Genomic DNA, 17,594 nt, shown 5'->3' on the forward strand with positions numbered 1-17,594 from the left:
TGCAATATTTACGTCAAAAGTAGACGGGCAGGTTATCGAGTGATGGAGAACTCAATCAATTTCCTAGAGGGTGAACTGAAATTAACCGTGAATCGTGAGAAAAGTGCGGTAGGAAGTCCACTGAAACGAAAGTTCCTGGGTTTTTGCCTACTGGCAACTAGAAACGGTGTCAAAATCCGACCACATCATAAGGCTAAGTCTACCGTGAAGCAAAAGTTGAAGAAAATAACAAAGCGGAGCAGAGGGAAGAGCATTGAAGTCCTCTTCAAACAAATCAAGCAGCTAATGACAGGGTGGATAAACTACTACGGCATTGGTGAAATGAAAAGCTTTATGAATGATTTGAATGGTTGGTTGAAACGACGAATCAGACAATACATTTGGAAACAGTGGAAAAACCCACGAACCAAACGTAGGAATCTCATTCAACTAGGTATCGAAAAGCAAAAAGCCTATGAATGGTCAAATACCCGAAAGGGTTACTGGAGGATTTCTGCCAGTTATATCCTTCATAGGTCTTTAACAGATAGAAAACTGGTACAACTCGGATATATGGATATATCCGCAAAATACCAGTTTGTACACTCAAATTATTGAACCGCCGTATACGGGTCCGTACGTACGGTGGTGTGAGAGGGTCGAACGAATCAATCTTCTGATTCGTTCACTCTACTCGATTTATATAGGGATATATAATACCTCGAAATTTCTCCGCTTATTTATTAAACCATGCTGATTTCCTCATCTCTTGGTCCTTGAGAGTTCGCTCTTTCTTTTTATTTATGGGTGTCAAAGAGGTGTCAGACTGCACGCCTTTGTTCAAAGATAAGAAAGCATAAAAGTTTGTACCTAGTTTTAGTGTCTAGCTCCGGGCGCCATCGGCTCGAGGTCATAAACCAATCCCTTCCCAAAGGCAAAAAACGCCTTCAGTCAGGGCTCGTCTTATGCTTGTCGCCGAAAGGTGGGCGCCCTGCGCTTTTCTTATTGTCATTTATAGGATTTGCACCTCAAAACGGACCCCTTCTGCGTTTTTTCATATTTTAATGACTTGTTATTCAATAAATGCACCAATAAGTTCAATAAAGTTTTGCATTTACTACAAACAGATAATTTCTATTACTGAATGACGATATTCCCCGCATATTGAACATAGCCTTTACTCGTTCGAAGTACTAAATCTAACACATACTCCCCTTTTACTTCTGGGAAATAAAATGTACGGTTATCACTTAGTTCTAATTTTTTCTTTTCATCGTTTACCCAAACCGAAATGTTTAACTCTCTAACATCAAAATCTTCATGTTCAAAAAGTAATTCTGCTTGTTGTCCAGAATTAACCATTACTTGTTTTTGCTCTCTTGCCAACGATTGAATGTCTTCCGTTTCTATTTGGTATTGTACAGGAGAACGCCATTCTATATTTGCTTCTTCTAATTCCGTCAATTCATTATTATCTATTTGAATTTTAACAGTAGGAACACATAAACCTTATAATATCAGTATAGATATAAAGACGAATTCATATGCGAATTCGTCTTAAAAATGACCTGTTATTTTTGATTTTCTACCTCTGAACCGAATTACTTAGATTAAATTCAACGCTCTTTGCTTTTAGGTAAGAAATTATAAAATGATTCGTATGCTTTTACAAAAACTCCTCTGTTTTGTTAGTCATCTAGTATAATTCGTTTCCTTCTTTGTCTAGGGACACGTATTGTTAAAACACCATCGCGATAAGAGGCTTTTACATCCTTTTCTTTGACAGTATAAGGTAAGCTAATCGTCCTTGATGATTTATTGCTAGAGAGTTTTTTATAGTAATAATTTTGTTTGGTATTAGTCTCCTCAAGTTGTTCAGTATGATTGATGGAAATAATTAGTTGATTTCCAATAAATTCAATGCTTATCTGTTCTCTTTTTATCCCAGGGAGATCAGCTTTTATAACAAGTTCATTTTCTGTTTCATACATATCTACTGGAATTTGTAGCACTGGAAATGGGTGATCAAAAAAATCATCAATGGTGTCTAAAAGCTTTCTAACAGGTTTTTGATGAAAAAAATCATTCATCGATTTCATTAAATCACCAAATGGTTCTCTTTCAAGCTTTTTGGGGTATTGTTTATCTTTATCTGGATCCATCGTATTACCTCCTACTATGTTTCTGGGTCTTTAATAAAATATTCAACTAAAATGTATTCGGTTATTATTTTTTTAGATCAACACATATCTAGAACACGCATTTTAGATAGAAAAAAAGCAAGACCATGTGGTGGCCTTGCTTAATTTAAAAATTTGTATGTAATTAAGCTAGTTCGTTCTCAATTACATGTTTGTCAAATATAAAATAACCTTGCTCATCTGTTTTAATGAAATTCTTTTTTTTCAACTTAGTTAAGGTTCTGCTAACCGTTTCTCTTGTTGTACCAATCATATTCGCCATGTCTTTATTTGTAAAGTGTGTTGTTAAAATAGTAGTACCATCCGTTAGCAACTTTCCATCTGTGTCTGCCAGACGTAATAAAAGCTTGATGATTTGCTCGTATGTATTATTTAATATTTGTGATTCAAGTCGGTTTTGAAGATCAATAATTTTTTCGCCCATTACGCGAAAAAGTTTTATGCAAACTTGAGGATGTTGAAGAAGCAACTTTTCAAAATGCGCAATTGAAATTATAACAATTCGAGCATCCTCAATAACTTGAGCAAAGGCAGGGTAGGTTCCCTTACGAAAAAAACCAACATGCGGAAACATATCACCTGATTTAAATATGGACACAATTTGTTCTTTTCCGTTTACGTCGTTTCGATAGATTTTAACTTTGCCGCTATGAATAAAGTAGACATTCTCAAGTGGATCGTCTTGCATGAAGACATGGATACCCTTAATAAAATGTCGATTTTGAGCAATGTTAACGATTTCTAATAATTCATCCCTTGAAAGTTCCTTAAAAAGAGGTACTAATTTCAATACTTCTTCAATTGTTGTTCGGTCCATACTATCAACTCCATTACTAAGTACTTAATTAATTGTAGCAAATAGTAAGTGAATATTAAAAAGAAAAAATCAGAAATATATAGGAAAGTATGATACTGTTGTTCACATTTTGATAACAAATTGGATTTGGATCTTAAAAGGCGATACTGCCAGTAACTACTAACTCAAATGATACACCAATTATCTTGTTTTATTATCTAGTACATAATTTCCTCTATTTTACATCATATTATGAATATAAAAACTCCACGAGAAAGTGAGACTTAGGTTATGGTACAAACTAGAGAAAAAGGTAAATCGATTTTAAGATTCCATCGAAACAGATGGTACATAATACTAGCAGCTTTAGAAAATAAGCAAGAAATAACACTTTTTGAAACTCCATTTCCTGCATTTGTGGGTTCTCCAATAAGACGATCACTTAAATTCTGTTAATGGTGCCCCTATGAAAAATGATAAAACAATAGAAGTTATATTATGGAGTATAGCTTTACCTGGCTTTGGTCAGATACTGAATAAACAATTATTTAAAGGAATTCTTTTTATACTATTAGAATTTATTATAAATGTTAGTAGTAATTTTAACACAGCGATTAGACTCAGCTTTTTAGGTGATATAGAAGGGGCAATTAATGTTACCGATTATCAGTGGCTCATGTTTTACCCATGTGTTTATATGTTTGCGATTTGGGATGCTCATCGTACAGCAACACCCGAAAGTTCGAGGTTTATTTTTCTGCCCTATGTATTTTCAGCCTACTTTGTCACTGTTGGTTTAATGTACTCAAGTCACATTATGATTTTCGGAAAAATTTTAGGACCTGTATGGTTACCCATGCTATTTGTGATTCCTGGGGTTTTGGTGGGATTTATTATCAGGGCTATTATATTAATACTTCGTCGTAATCAATAAAAGGCTGTTAATAAATTTTAAAAAAGTGGAGGATGCTCCACTTTTTTGTTGTTTAGGAATTTACAAAATTGTAAGGTTGTGTATAACTTCGTGTCTTTGTCTATCTACGTCTAGTTCCGGGCGCCCTGCGCTTTTCTTGTTTAGGAATTTATAATTAACCAATTTTTAATATTTCTGTAATATTTTTCAATATATTATGGTAAAATTGAAAATAAAAATCAGACTAGTTTATGATTTCAGAATTAATAATCTAGTAAGGGGGAAAAAATTTGAAAAGAAAGTACTTATCTTTAATGGCATTATTTTTTGCAGTCTTCATTGCGCTTGCAGGCTGTTTTAGTGGCGGCGAGGAAGCAAATAGTCCAGCTACACCAACGGACACTGAAAAACCAGCAGACAGTACTGAAGAAAAACCAGCGGAAAATAACGAACCTAAAATTTTAAGGCTAAACAATAGTTCAGAGCCAGGTTCATTACACCCTGGAACTGCACAAGGAACACATGATTCATGGGTTTTAGAGCATTCATTTGAAGGATTAACAAAGAAAACGCCAGAAGGTGAAATCGTAGCTGGAATGGCAGAAACATGGGATACAAGTGAAGATGGTAAGACTTGGACATTCTATTTACGAGATGGGGTTAAATGGTCAAATGGTGACCCGGTAACCGCTCAAGATTTTGAGTATGCCTGGAAGTATGCTTTAAATCCTAAAACTGCGTCTACATATGCTTATCAACTTTATTATCTAGAAGGTGGAGAAGCGTTTAACGCAGCTGAAGAGGGTGCTGATTTACAAGCACTTGAGGACGCTGTAGGAGTTAAAGCACTTAATGATAAAACACTAGAAGTAAAACTTGTTACGGGTACTCCATATTTCTTAGATTTAACTTCATTCTATACTTATTACCCAATTAATAAAAAAGTACAAGAGGAAAATCCAGAGTGGTATCAAGAAGCAGACACTTATGTATCTAACGGAGCCTTCAAATTAACTGAATGGAAGCATAAAGAAAGCATGAAGCTTGAGAAAAACGAATATTATTATGATAGTGCAAAAATCAATTTAGATGAGGTTCAATTTGTGATTATTGATGATGAGAACACTGTTTGGCAGATGTATCGTTCTGATGAGATAGATCTAGTTTATCCATTACCACAGGATGTCCAAGGACAATTACTAGCTAATAATGATCCAGAGTTCAACCTTGGACCAGATCTAGCTATCTACTACTATAATATCAATACTGAAGTAAAACCGTTTAATAACGCTAAAGTTAGAAAAGCATTGTCGATGGCAATTGATCGTGAAACGATTGTTGAGCACGTCGCTCAAGGTGGTCAAACACCAGCTTACTCGGTAGTTCCTCCTGGAATACCTGATGTAATTGGTGATTTTCAAGAAAACACAGGTAAATTATTTGAGGCAAACGCAGAAGAAGCTAAGAAACTATTAGAAGAAGGTTTAGCGAAAGAAGGTATGGACGCACTTCCTCCATTTACGTTAACATATAACACTTCTGAAGGGCATAAGCTAATTGCTGAAGCCGTTCAAGAAATGTTTCGTAAAAATTTAGGTGTTGAAATTACACTTGAAAATGTAGAGTTCCAAGTAAAACTTGATCGTGAAAAGGCAGGAGACTATACGATTTCGCGGGCAGGCTGGGTTGGTGACTATGTTGATCCAATGACATTTATGGATTTATGGGTATCAGATGGACCCTATAATGATGCTAATTGGAGTAATGCTGAGTATGATAGACTTGTAAACTTAGCTAAGTCTTCAATGGATCAGGCAGAACGTATGCAAGCAATGCATGACGCTGAGAAGATATTAATGGATGAGATGCCAATTATACCAGTCTATTTCTACACAAAACCATTTACTGTTAAACCATATGTGACTGGTATTTATACACCAATTAACAGTTATCCTCAGTTTATTTATGCGGATATTAAAAAGTAATAGGTTTCATAAGAATCGAGGTATGCTTAGGGTATACCCCGATTTTTAATGACTATTATATTTATTCTCTACCGCATATTTAAAATAGAAACCATTAATTGAAATTATTGGGGGGTAATGAAATGTTGATGTATACCATCAAACGACTAGGTTGGGCAGTGCTTACGTTGTGGGTAATTATTACAATTACTTTTACACTAATGCATACTATTCCTGGAAATCCATTTGCACAAGAAGGAACAATGCCTAAAGCGGTATATGATAATTTACAAAGCTACTATAACTTGGACAAACCACTAATCGTGCAGTACGGTCTTTATTTAAAAGCATTAGTTCAATTTGATTTTGGACCTTCTTTAAAATCATCTTCTATTTCAGTTAACGATTATATTAAAAATGGGTTCCCGATATCTTTACATTTAGGTGCTCAGGCTCTTTTGATTGCGGTTACTTTTGGGTTAATCCTTGGTGTTATCGCATCCTTATATCGGAACAAATTTCCTGACTATCTATCTATGGTTCTTGCGATTATCGGAATTTCAGTACCTAGTTTTATATTAGCAACGTTTTTAATGAATTTCTTAGCAGTGGAATGGAGATTATTCCCGGTTGCTACCTGGAAATCATGGTCACATACAGTTTTACCATCCATCTCCCTTGCAATGATGCCCATGGCATATATAGCTCGGTTGATGCGTTCAAGTATGTTAGAGGTTTTAAGTCAAGATTATATTATTACAGCAAAAGCAAAAGGGTTAAAAAAAGGTGTAATAATCATAAAGCATGCGGTAAGAAATGCGATATTACCTGTAATAACGGTACTTGGGATATTAACTGCAAACCTTGTAACTGGAAGTTTTATTATTGAAAGCATTTTCGGGATACCTGGTATGGGAGAAATGTTTGTTAAAGGTATTTCAAACCGAGATTATCCAGTTATTCTTGGTTCTACCGTTTTTTATAGTGCAATCCTCATCTTCTTGATATTCATAGTCGATATTGCTTACACATGGATCGATCCAAGAATTAAGGTGACGGGGGAGAGTAAATAATGGCAAATGATCTAAAGTTAACAGAGGATATGTTTACTCCTGTAGAGGATAACTTTAAAGAGGCTGAAAAAATATCTCGTCCTATCCAGTCTTATTGGGCAGATACGTGGCGACGTTTTAAAGAAAATAAATTGGCGATGTTTGGTTTAATCGTTATTATTTTCTTGGTAATCATGGCGCTAATTGGTCCTTATTTAAATGGATACACATATTATGAACAAGATTTTACTAAAAAGAATTTGCGTCCGAACTTAGAACATTGGTTTGGAACTGATCAATCAGGTCGTGATTTGTTTACAAGAGCCTGGTATGGCGCAAGAATCTCCTTGTTTATTGGTTTTATGGCGGCACTAATAGATTTCGTTGCAGGTGTTGTATATGGAGGTATTTCAGCGGTCAAGGGTGGAAAGGTTGATAATGCAATGATGAGGATTGCTGAGATCCTTTATGCAATACCATATTTATTAATGGTTATTTTAATTATGATTGTGTTAGAACGTGGTTTATGGCCGATAATCATTGCGATGACTATCACCGGTTGGATTCCGATGGCAAGGCTTGTTAGAGGTCAAGTACTACAATTAAAGGAATACGAGTATATTCAGGCTGCTAACGCAATGGGAGCTTCTACCTCCTGGTCTCTTAGGAAGCATTTAATTCCTAATACAATGGGACCTATTTTAGTAAATGTAACATTAACTGTTCCATCGGCAATTTTTGCAGAAGCCACTCTTAGTTTTCTAGGGTTAGGGATCCCTGCACCGGAAGCGAGTTGGGGGACAATGGCCAATGACGCCCTTGGGAGTATATTAATAGGTAACTTTTATCAATTGTTTATTCCTGCTATTCTCATATCACTAACTATGTTTGCTTTTAATGTCTTTGGAGATGGTTTAAGAGACGCTTTAGATCCTAAATTACGAAAATAGTAGGGAGGACAACCAATGGGGAATTTGTTAGAAGTAAAGGACTTACACGTTTCGTTTAAAACGTATGCTGGTGAAGTACAGGCGGTCAGGGGTGTATCTTTTTATGTGAAACCTGGTGAGGCTGTAGCAATTGTTGGTGAATCAGGTTGCGGTAAAAGTGTAACTGCGAAATCCATTATGCGTCTACTACCGGAACCTCAAGCAATCATTAAGGAGGGGTCTATTCATTTAAACAATAGTAATCTAGCTGAAAAAAGTGAAAGAGAAATGCAAAAAATACGTGGCAATGAAATAGGGATGATTTTTCAAGACCCAATGACTTCATTAAACCCCACGAGTCGCATTGGAGTGCAAATTACAGAAGGGCTTTTAAAACATAATAGTATGTCGCGAAAAGAGGCATATGGCACTGCGATCAATATGTTAGAGATGGTAGGCATACCGAACCCTGAAAAACGTTATAATCAATACCCACATGAATTTTCGGGAGGAATGCGTCAGAGGGTAATGATAGCAATGGCGCTTGTTTGTCAACCCAACCTATTAATAGCAGATGAACCAACAACTGCATTGGATGTTACAATCCAAGCCCAGATTTTAAAACTAATGAAAGACCTTCAAGAAAAAACGGATACATCGATTATTTTAATTACACACGATCTTGGAGTAGTTGCAGAAATGTGTGACCGAGTTGTAATCATGTACGCAGGTCAAGTTGTTGAATCCGGTACCATAAATGAAATTTTCGCTAGTCCCAACCATCCCTATACAGAAGGTCTATTAAAATCGATGCCTCGAATAGATATGAGTAGGAATGAAAAGTTATCTCCAATTCCAGGTACTCCACCAGATTTACTTGATCCTCCAAAGGGTTGTGCTTTCTATGCCCGTTGTGAGAAGGCTATGAAAGTATGTAAAGAGCATGCACCAACTCTTGAAAAAATCGGTAAAACTGCGCAAGCGGCTTGTTGGTTACACCACCCTTTAGCAAAGTCTGTACAAAAGAGTTCATAAGGAGGGATTACGTTGTCGACTGAATCAACAATAAATGAGAAGCCTTTGGTACAAATAAAAAATCTGAAAAAGTACTTTCACTCAAGTGGAGTCCCTTTAAAAGCTGTGGACAATATAAGCTTAGATATTTTACGTGGAGAAACAGTTGGGTTAGTTGGTGAAAGTGGATGTGGGAAATCAACTGTAGGTAAAACAATTATCCGTTTGTTGGAACCATCAGATGGTGAAGTAATCTTTGATGGGGAAAATATATATAAACTATCATCTTCAGCTATGAAGAGGCTTCGAAAGGATGTCCAAATTATTTTCCAAGACCCTTACGCATCTCTTAATCCTAGAATGCAAATTGAGGATATTATTGCAGAACCGCTAGATATTCATCGTGTAGCTAAAGGGAAAAAACGTAAGGAACGTGTAGTCGAATTATTAGAACTAGTTGGCCTAAATCCGGAACACGCAAACCGTTATCCTCATGAATTTAGTGGCGGGCAAAGGCAAAGGATTGGAATTGCAAGAGCGTTGGCGCTTAATCCAAAGTTTATTGTTTGTGATGAACCAATATCTGCACTAGATGTTTCAATCCAAGCCCAAGTAGTCAATTTGTTAAAGGATTTGCAAGAGAAAATGGGATTAACGTATTTATTTATTGCACATGATCTCTCGATGGTAAAATATATTTCTGATCGAGTATTAGTCATGTATCTAGGAAATATGGTTGAACTTGCAGATAGTGAAGAGGTGTATGAAGAACCACTACATCCATATACTCAAGCCTTATTGTCTGCTGTTCCAATTCCGGATCCGACCAAACACTCAGAGCGGATTATATTAGAAGGAGATGTTCCAAGTCCTATGAATCCCCCGAGTGGCTGTGTTTTTAGAACTCGTTGCCAGCACGCCATGGATATTTGTGCAAAAGAGACTCCAGGGTGGAAAGAAGTAAAACCTCGACATTTTACTGCATGCCATTTATATAATGAAACTACAAAAAATTGATCCGTTATGGGGTCGATTTTTTATTTATAAGTCGATTCATATCTAAGAAAATGTCTCTTCACCATTATTTGTGAACATGGACGATATAATGAGTAGGAAAAGTCTCTTGTTTAACAACATCAAATTCTGGCAAATCTAGTGAAATGGAAAAAAATTCCAGAATCTCCTGTAATGTTTGTTTTAGTCACTAACATTATTGCCAGGAATCTGTGAATGTTTTCCTTTTTTTAGTCAAATCACAAAAAGTGGTGATGAATCAAGAAAATATACATAAAACATAAAAGAGCAGAGATAATGAAACATCTCTGCTCTTTGCTTATTGTAAGAAAGCATAAAAATTTTCACCTAGTTTTGGTGTCTAGTTGCGGTCTCCCTACGTTTCTCTTATTTAGTAAAATGATTTTTGCAGTATGTAATGATCATCTCTTCTTCTTCTTGTTCAAGCTCAAAATCTAAATGTTGATTAGTTTCCTTCTCAATTAAATGGTACTGTGCAATGCGTTCACCCTTTTCGTCTGTGACGAGTATAGCTCTAATAAAGATGCCTTTTTCAGAGTGTAACTCATCTTCAATCGGAACCTCTATATGTAATATAAATTCATAACGCTCACCAGTTAATAAACCCATAGGGTCCTCTAATTTTGAAATGGTATGACCAGTTATGTTCATATGTTAGTTTCATCCTCTCTTTTTAAATCCTCTCTTATTATATACATACAATGAGAATTATAAAAGGAATACATTAATGCTGCTATATAAAGTGGTATTGCTTCAGACTTAGAGACCTCGTTCATCAACTTACTTTCTTTTTTTAAATAATGGTATATAGTTTACACATATTCATATGCCTATCCCAAGGGAAGAGTATAGAGCGATAAAAAAGGACCGATTCGCTAGTCGGTCCTTAGTTAATTGTTAAAGCATATTAATTATACAAAGGCTGCTCCAACAATTATTAGTAAAATGAATAATACTACGATCAGAGCGAATGCTCCGCCTCCACCGACACCAGCGCCATAGCCACCGACACCAGCGCCATAGCCACCAACACCAGCGCCATAGCCACCAACACCAGCGCCATAGCCGCCATAATTACCAAATCCATATCCAAAACCCATAATAATTCTCCTTTCATTTATAGGATTAATATAGCCTATTATGGAAAGAGTAGAATTGATTGTACTTATGCCTATTTTAATAAAAAAGTAATGTTGATAAGGAATTAGAAAATAATTCTTAAAGAATGCTCTAAATGGATATATATGCCCATACGTTAGAAGATTTACTTGAATAGGATATAAACGATTAACATGATAGGGGAGGTGTAGGGATGTCCGGAAATAAAAAAGAAAAGGTAATTTATGTTGATAACTTAATCATTCATGCAAAAAACGTTGAAATTATTCATGATCGTATTGATGATCATATTGATGATCGAAAAGAAGGCGACTTTTCAAGGAGAGATCCATGGGGGCTCTTTTGGGGAAAAAGAAAACAAATGGATGAAGTAAATGAGCAAGAAGGGGAAATACAAGATATAGAAAAGCGTCATAATTTAGAGGACACGAGCAAATAAGGTAAGGAATTTTACTCCTGTACTTCAATTTGAGAAGACAGGAGTCTCCTAATTCGTTTGTCACTATAATATCTACTTAAAAAAATATTGGGTGAACTGAAATTCAATTGCTTCGAGATTGTCCAGATATTTGCAAAATACTTAGCTGAAAATAATCATTTAGCTATATCCGTTGCTCGATATTTTGCATATGTTTATGAATTATGTGGAAATACATGTGGACAGTTTCCAGATGCTAATCACAATAATGTGCTACAAACATGCTTACACTGTACACAAGAATGTCGTTAGCTGCAACACCGTTTACGTTCCTTAAGGTGGGCGGAAAACGCAACTACCTCCCTAAAATAATGCAGCATAGGTTACAATTGAGGTAACATATGATAAATGATGCAAAAGATGCAAAATCTCAGGAAGGCATTCTTTTAATATGATTGGAATGTTTTTTGTTAATCTCTCGTCATTTTGGAGATACTATCTTGCTTTTGTTTGAATGATATTTTTATTATCCTTCGTTTTAGTTGGTAGTATTTTATTTGAACACGCTTTTTATTAACTTCTGATAAAGAAATTGTGGTTCTAATGGACGCGCCGATTGGTACTTTTAGCTTAGTTTCGATTTTTGAAATCCTTTTGGGAGGATTTCAAAAAGTTTCAATGCTAGAATTTTGCATCTTTTTTTCTTAGTTTAGGAATTATAAATTATAAAAGTCTATCTACTTTTTATAGGATGATAATTGACTAATCTATAGACATTTTGTAAAATTTATACAACAAACATGAACCCATATTCATAGATTAGTTATTGTAGGAGGAAAAAATGGGAGATGAAAAAAAGCTACCGTCAGACGTTACAGATGAGTTAGATGAAGAAACATTGTTTATGGTGTCACAGACATTTAAAGCTCTTGGTGATCCAACAAGAATTAGAATTCTACACCTTTTATTCCAAAAGGAACATTCTGTAAATGAAATCGCTGAAAAATTAAGCCTTTTACAAACAACGGTTTCTCACCAATTACGATTTTTAAAAAACTTACGATTAGTGAAATATCGCCGTGAAGGAACGTCTTTGTATTATTCACATGATGATAACCATGTTATGAACATACTTGAACAAACAATTCATCACGCTAGACATCATTAGGATTTTAAATAAAGAGGTGCAAAAACCCTGCGCTTTTCTAATTTATTTTACTTCATAGTTAGAAGAACCTCACAATATTGGTATAAGGTTCAGTATTTAAAAACTAGAACAGAAATATTATAAACCAATTAACAAATTTCACGTACACCTGCGTATAATCTTGTTAGATTTTCGGCATTTGCCGATTTATTCGGCTTATGGGTTTTCCCAGAGCGTCATTATATTCTTCCTCCTACTTTTGGTAGGAGGAATTTTCTTTTTATATAAAAAAACAAAAAACAAACTAGAAAAAGAAATACAAAATTATCTAGGTTCAGCATAATTCCACGTTTGAACCATTTCGTTACTGATGAGGGTTTAACACCAAGAAATTGTACTTTTATAGCAGAAAGTCAGTATACCCCTTAGTGTCATAGGGTAAATAATTTACTATAATACACTCTTCTATACAGGTGTAGGCATGAAGTCCCTCCAAATGTCTTTCTATCACTTATTATATTTTATAGAAAAACTTAACTTATTGTTGCACATAATTGAGTGAGGGAATATAATTTGTCTAAGGGAAACATTTTTATATTAGACAAACACAATGTAGATTACTCTAAGTAACGAGGTGAATCAAAGTGACATCAAGTAAAATGAAACAAAAGGCATTGGCAAAGTCCGCGCAAGATGCTTTAAGTGGTCGGACACACGGATTCAGAAGAGTGCTACCGTTTTTAGGTCCTGCTTTTATAGCAGCTGTAGCTTATATTGATCCCGGAAATTTCGCAACAAATATAGCATCGGGATCCCAATACGGATATTTGTTGCTTTGGGTTGTGTTATTCTCAAATTTGATGGCTGTGTTGATTCAATCCATGTCTGCAAAACTTGGTATTGCCACTGGAAAGAATTTACCAGAAGTAGCTCGAGAACAATTTCCGAAGCCTGTTTCCTTTGGGCTCTGGATTCAAGGTGAATTAGTAGTGATAGCGACGGATTTGGCAGAATTTATTGGTACGGCACTTGGACTTTACTTACTTTTTGGTATTCCACTTTTTCCGTCAGCAATCATAGCAGCAATTGGATCTTTTGCTATTCTCGAATTACAAAGACGAGGAGTACGGTCTTTAGAGGCAGGAATTACTGGGCTTGTTTTCATTGTGGTTATTGCTTTTGGAATTCAGGTGTTTTTTGCAAACCCAGAAATGAGTCCACTTTTAACTGGCTTGTTTACGCCAAGGTTTGACGATGTGAACAGTGTGCTACTTGCTGCTGGAATACTTGGGGCAACGGTAATGCCACATGCTATTTATTTACATTCAGCACTTACGCAGCGACGGGTAATTGGTAGAAACGAAGAAGAACGCAAAAAGATATTCCGTTTTGAGTTTATTGATATTGTGATTGCAATGGTAATTGCAGGGGCTATCAATGCAAGCATGTTAATAATAGCAGCATCAACGTTCTTTTATAATGGCTTAGTTGTAGAGGATTTAGGTGTAGCTTTTGAACAATTGGGGATCTTAATTGGTCCTTTTGCAGCTATTTTATTCGGTATTGGCTTGCTTACCGCAGGATTAGCAAGTTCCACTGTCGGTACAATGTCAGGGGATATTATTATGCAAGGGTTTATAAGGAGAAGAATCCCAATATATTTAAGACGCCTTATAACCGTTACACCACCTCTTATAATTATTGCAATGGGTATTGATGCAACAAAAGCACTTGTAATGAGCCAAATCATTTTATCTTTTGGGATTGCATTTGCGTTAATTCCATTGGTTCTTTTTACAAGCAATCGGAAACTAATGGGTGGTCTAGTTAATAAGAAGATTACGACAATCATTGCATGGGGCATCTCTTTTGTTATCATTGCGTTAAATATATTTTTGCTATACCAGTACTTTTTAGGGTAGTGATGAAAAAGTCGGCATAACCTTATGTTTTGCTGGCTTTTTAATGGTATTAGAATTTATATGTGAAAGCATAAAATTTTGTGTCTAAATAAATCCGTCATTTATTTAATTAAGGTATAATTGGGGTAGGTATATTACAGTTTAGTTGATTTTACCAAAGGAAACTGCCCGATCGGCTTTATAATCTTCTCAAATCATCCTTCTGTTACCTTTGACATTTTGTAATTTTTATATCCATTTAGGTGTGCAATAATTCAAATGGGTAACAATTAGCATTAGTTATAATATTTTTGGTAGGAGGAAAAGGTAATGAAACAGTTTTTTTTCATCATTGGTGTGCTAGTGATTACATTAGCTCTAACGGCATGCGGGCAGGATAACGAGGAAGATCTTGAAGACAAAAATATAGTAGATGAAACGGAAACAAAACCGGAAACCGGTCAAAGCTCCAAGACAGAGCAGGTACCGAAAAAGGATGGAGCCGTTGCATCTAACAGTTTTTTTGAACCGTTCGATGGTAAGATTGAACATATCCACGGACTTGGATATGCCGGAAATCAAAATGCCCCGTTTTTCGCTTCCCATGACGGTATAAAAGTATTTGAAGATGGCAAATGGTACAAAACAAAAGAAGAAAACAATGATTATATGGGATTTAATGCAACAAAAAATGGCTTTTATGCAAGTGGACACCCAGGAGAAGACTCAGAGCTCCCCAATCCATTTGGAATTAAAAGAAGCTTTGATAATGGTCAAACCCTTGAAAATCTTGCTCTTGAAGGAGAAACGGATTTTCATGCAATGGGGGTCGGTTTTGAAAAGAACGTTATATTTGTGATGAATCCGAACAGAAATTCCCTAATGGAAGCAAACAAATTCTATGTTAGTGAAGATGAAGCAAAAACTTGGAAAGAGATAAGTGCGCAAGGGCTGGAGCAGGAAATAATTAGCATTGCTGTCCATCCAAATAATCCAGATATCCTCGCGGCAGCTGGAAAGGAAGGTATCTACCTGTCAGAGGATAAGGGAAAGAACTTTGAATTAATCACAAAGGGTATGCAGGGAACGGCTATATTTTTTACTGAAAATGCCCTTTGGTATGGCGCTTATAATGGAACACCTCTATTAGTGGAGCGTTCACTGTCAGATGGATCTGAGAAAAACAGGAAGCTGCCCGACATGAAACAGGATGCCGTCCTTTATTTGGCTGAAAATCCTCAAAATGATAATGAAATAACCTTTGTTACATTTAACGGAAGCGTATACCAAACTACTGATGGGACAGCCTCATGGAAAACATTGGTTGAAGAAGGGAATCTAAAATAATCCTGAGTTCTTTAATAGGTAAATGGTTGCGGGGCGTAAGGATATTATGCGGCCAGCTGAACTTTCCTGGAGGAAACCTGACCTGTTCAAATTGGCGGGTCTGGTTTTTTTTTCCTGTTTTAATATAATGGACTGCTAAGAAGAAGCGTTGCGGTGGTGAATTATGGATAAAAGTGAAAAACAAGATATGAACTAGCCTGATAAGCAAGAAAATTCATTAGACGAACAAATGTTGTTATTTTGGATCACAAAACTTTAAAGACTTATTAGACGCAACAAGAGTTAGATTCCATCATTTACTGTCTCAAAAACAAAAATTCTGAAATCGCTGAGAATCTGCATCTACTGAAATCTAACGTTTCTCATCGATTTACGATTTCTAAAAAAATTTTATTAATAGAGAGTAGCTGCTTTAGTAGCTTCTTTTTTTGTATTAATTTTAGGTGGTGGAGCATCTGATATTTGTAATTGGACAAAAATATATACCGTGCATACGTTTGTATATGAATATATAACTGTGTAAACAATATGGACATAAGGAGGGATTAGTATGGGTCACTCTCACTCTCATTCCCATAGTGAGGGCAATTCGCATAGCCATGGACAAAACGTAAACAAAAGAGCATTAAAACTATCCTTCTTTATCATAACTTTTTATATGATAATAGAAGTAATTGGTGGGGTTATGACAAACAGCCTTGCCCTCTTATCTGATGCTGGGCATATGCTGAGTGATGCCACTGCCTTAGGGCTCAGTTATTTGGCCATGACATTAGGCGAACGTAAGGCAACAGAATTTAAGACGTTTGGCTTTAAAAGATTTGAAGTACTTGTTGCCTTTATTAATGGTTTAACGCTGATTGGAATTTCGCTCTATATCTTTTGGGAAGCATACAGGCGGTTATCCCAACCGCCTGAAGTTATAAGCACTGGAATGCTGATCGTAGCAACTATTGGATTAGTTGTTAATATCCTTGCTGCTTATTTATTGATGAAAGGTGACACATCTGGAAACCTGAATATGAAAAGTGCGTTCCTGCATGTTATTGGAGATTTGCTTGGTTCGGTTGGAGCGATTACTGCTGCACTTTTCATTATGTTCTTCGAATGGGATTTAGCAGATCCAATTGCCAGTGTCCTAGTTGCGGTTCTTATCATTATTAGTGCCTACCGAGTAACCAAGGATTCTATTCATATTTTAATGGAAGGCGTACCGGTACATATAAAGGTGGATGATGTTCAAAAAGCCCTCACCTCGATCAAAAATGTCGTTGGAGTACATGATCTTCACATTTGGGCGATTTCCTCCGATATCCCTTCTTTAAGCTGCCATATTCTTATCGAGGATACCCAGTTCAGTCAAGCGGTTTTAAAAGATGCAAAAGATTTACTTCATGATAAATTTGGTATTGAACATACAACAATCCAAATTGATACGCCCGATATCCAATGTGATATAAAGGATCATTAATCTAAACCGAAATGGATAGCATTACAAAAGGACCATCTAAAACTGTTAAACAATTTTAGATGGTCCTTTTCTTTTCAAGTATTTTACTTTTTTGTTTGAATGCCAACAATTTAACATAAGTTACCGGTTTTATGTGAAAATAATCTCTATCATTCTATCTTTATTGGACGCAAATTATTAGATTATTAACGGAACATGTTTTATTCATTGAGTCCAATTATATTGATGGAAGAATATTAGTTTTATAAATTAACTTATTCATATATGTATTGACATTTAAAGACTACCAGACATATAATAAAATCATA

General features: G+C 35.7%; 19 protein-coding genes. 14 read left to right on the top strand and 5 right to left on the bottom strand.

What is annotated here, in order from left to right; translation table 11 throughout:
* Window positions 1-597, top strand: a 597-nt coding sequence (locus PY093_RS14365) for a group II intron maturase-specific domain-containing protein (RefSeq protein WP_275644170.1), incomplete at its 5' end; no start/stop codon positions are given.
* Window positions 598-1,116: 519 nt separating this feature from the next.
* Here PY093_RS14365 and PY093_RS14370 read toward each other — a convergent pair.
* From PY093_RS14370 to PY093_RS14380, 3 genes are all read right to left on the bottom strand, one after another.
* On the bottom strand, window positions 1,117-1,443 hold the full coding sequence (locus PY093_RS14370; RefSeq protein ID WP_275646550.1) for a hypothetical protein: 327 nt from the start codon (window positions 1,441-1,443) through the stop codon (window positions 1,117-1,119).
* 224 nt (window positions 1,444-1,667) lie between these two features.
* Window positions 1,668-2,141, bottom strand: coding sequence for an Hsp20/alpha crystallin family protein (locus PY093_RS14375; protein WP_275646551.1), 474 nt, complete (start codon window positions 2,139-2,141; stop codon window positions 1,668-1,670).
* A 163-nt stretch (window positions 2,142-2,304) separates the two neighbouring features.
* Window positions 2,305-2,997, bottom strand: coding sequence for a Crp/Fnr family transcriptional regulator (locus tag PY093_RS14380; protein WP_275646552.1), 693 nt, complete (start codon window positions 2,995-2,997; stop codon window positions 2,305-2,307).
* Window positions 2,998-3,267: 270 nt separating this feature from the next.
* Here PY093_RS14380 and PY093_RS14385 point away from each other — a divergent pair, with 270 nt between their 5' ends.
* The 7 genes from PY093_RS14385 to PY093_RS14415 all read left to right on the top strand — a co-directional run bounded on the left by PY093_RS14385 (window position 3,268) and on the right by PY093_RS14415 (window position 9,865).
* The gene (locus PY093_RS14385; RefSeq protein WP_275646553.1) at window positions 3,268-3,432 is read left to right on the top strand and encodes a hypothetical protein; all 165 of its coding nucleotides are present in this window, start codon (window positions 3,268-3,270) and stop codon (window positions 3,430-3,432) included.
* A gap of 10 nt (window positions 3,433-3,442) precedes the next feature.
* Window positions 3,443-3,910 (top strand): hypothetical protein, encoded by a 468-nt coding sequence (locus PY093_RS14390; RefSeq protein ID WP_275646554.1) that lies wholly within the window; start codon window positions 3,443-3,445, stop codon window positions 3,908-3,910.
* Window positions 3,911-4,179: 269 nt separating this feature from the next.
* On the top strand, window positions 4,180-5,874 hold the full coding sequence (locus tag PY093_RS14395; protein WP_275646555.1) for a peptide ABC transporter substrate-binding protein: 1,695 nt from the start codon (window positions 4,180-4,182) through the stop codon (window positions 5,872-5,874).
* 122 nt (window positions 5,875-5,996) lie between these two features.
* Window positions 5,997-6,926 carry an ABC transporter permease gene (locus tag PY093_RS14400; RefSeq protein ID WP_275646556.1) on the top strand — a complete coding sequence of 310 codons (930 nt, stop codon included), beginning with the start codon at window positions 5,997-5,999 and terminating at the stop codon, window positions 6,924-6,926.
* Window positions 6,926-7,855 (top strand): ABC transporter permease, encoded by a 930-nt coding sequence (locus PY093_RS14405; protein ID WP_275646557.1) that lies wholly within the window; start codon window positions 6,926-6,928, stop codon window positions 7,853-7,855. The genes PY093_RS14400 and PY093_RS14405 overlap by 1 nt, the downstream gene beginning before the upstream one ends.
* A 15-nt stretch (window positions 7,856-7,870) precedes the next feature.
* Window positions 7,871-8,869 (top strand): ABC transporter ATP-binding protein, encoded by a 999-nt coding sequence (locus PY093_RS14410; RefSeq protein WP_275646558.1) that lies wholly within the window; start codon window positions 7,871-7,873, stop codon window positions 8,867-8,869.
* Between the two features lie 12 nt (window positions 8,870-8,881).
* Window positions 8,882-9,865 carry an ABC transporter ATP-binding protein gene (locus tag PY093_RS14415; protein WP_275646559.1) on the top strand — a complete coding sequence of 328 codons (984 nt, stop codon included), beginning with the start codon at window positions 8,882-8,884 and terminating at the stop codon, window positions 9,863-9,865.
* A gap of 384 nt (window positions 9,866-10,249) precedes the next feature.
* On the opposite strand, the gene PY093_RS14420 is transcribed toward PY093_RS14415, so the two are convergent.
* Both PY093_RS14420 and PY093_RS14425 read right to left on the bottom strand, forming a co-directional pair.
* Window positions 10,250-10,534: a DUF6509 family protein gene (locus tag PY093_RS14420; RefSeq protein WP_275646560.1), complete on the bottom strand. Its 285-nt coding sequence runs from the start codon at window positions 10,532-10,534 to the stop codon at window positions 10,250-10,252.
* A gap of 260 nt (window positions 10,535-10,794) precedes the next feature.
* Window positions 10,795-10,983 carry a YjcZ family sporulation protein gene (locus PY093_RS14425; RefSeq protein WP_275646561.1) on the bottom strand — a complete coding sequence of 63 codons (189 nt, stop codon included), beginning with the start codon at window positions 10,981-10,983 and terminating at the stop codon, window positions 10,795-10,797.
* 212 nt (window positions 10,984-11,195) lie between these two features.
* On the opposite strand from PY093_RS14425, the gene PY093_RS14430 reads away from it, so the two are divergent.
* From PY093_RS14430 to PY093_RS14450, 6 genes are all read left to right on the top strand, one after another.
* Window positions 11,196-11,441 (top strand): hypothetical protein, encoded by a 246-nt coding sequence (locus PY093_RS14430; protein ID WP_275646562.1) that lies wholly within the window; start codon window positions 11,196-11,198, stop codon window positions 11,439-11,441.
* An 87-nt stretch (window positions 11,442-11,528) separates the two neighbouring features.
* Window positions 11,529-11,732 carry a four-helix bundle copper-binding protein gene (locus PY093_RS21450; protein ID WP_481769304.1) on the top strand — a complete coding sequence of 68 codons (204 nt, stop codon included), beginning with the start codon at window positions 11,529-11,531 and terminating at the stop codon, window positions 11,730-11,732.
* A gap of 529 nt (window positions 11,733-12,261) precedes the next feature.
* Entirely contained in the window at window positions 12,262-12,588 is a 327-nt protein-coding gene (locus tag PY093_RS14435) for an ArsR/SmtB family transcription factor (protein WP_275646563.1), read from the top strand.
* Between the two features lie 638 nt (window positions 12,589-13,226).
* Entirely contained in the window at window positions 13,227-14,489 is a 1,263-nt protein-coding gene (locus PY093_RS14440; RefSeq protein WP_275646600.1) for an Nramp family divalent metal transporter, read from the top strand.
* A gap of 309 nt (window positions 14,490-14,798) precedes the next feature.
* Window positions 14,799-15,815 carry a F510_1955 family glycosylhydrolase gene (locus PY093_RS14445; RefSeq protein WP_275646564.1) on the top strand — a complete coding sequence of 339 codons (1,017 nt, stop codon included), beginning with the start codon at window positions 14,799-14,801 and terminating at the stop codon, window positions 15,813-15,815.
* A 550-nt stretch (window positions 15,816-16,365) separates the two neighbouring features.
* Window positions 16,366-17,286 carry a cation diffusion facilitator family transporter gene (locus PY093_RS14450; RefSeq protein ID WP_275646565.1) on the top strand — a complete coding sequence of 307 codons (921 nt, stop codon included), beginning with the start codon at window positions 16,366-16,368 and terminating at the stop codon, window positions 17,284-17,286.
* Window positions 17,287-17,594 lie beyond the last annotated feature (308 nt).

The sequence above is a fragment of the Cytobacillus sp. S13-E01 genome, assembly GCF_029193815.1.
In the GTDB taxonomy this organism is placed as follows: domain Bacteria; phylum Bacillota; class Bacilli; order Bacillales; family Bacillaceae_L; genus Bacillus_BV.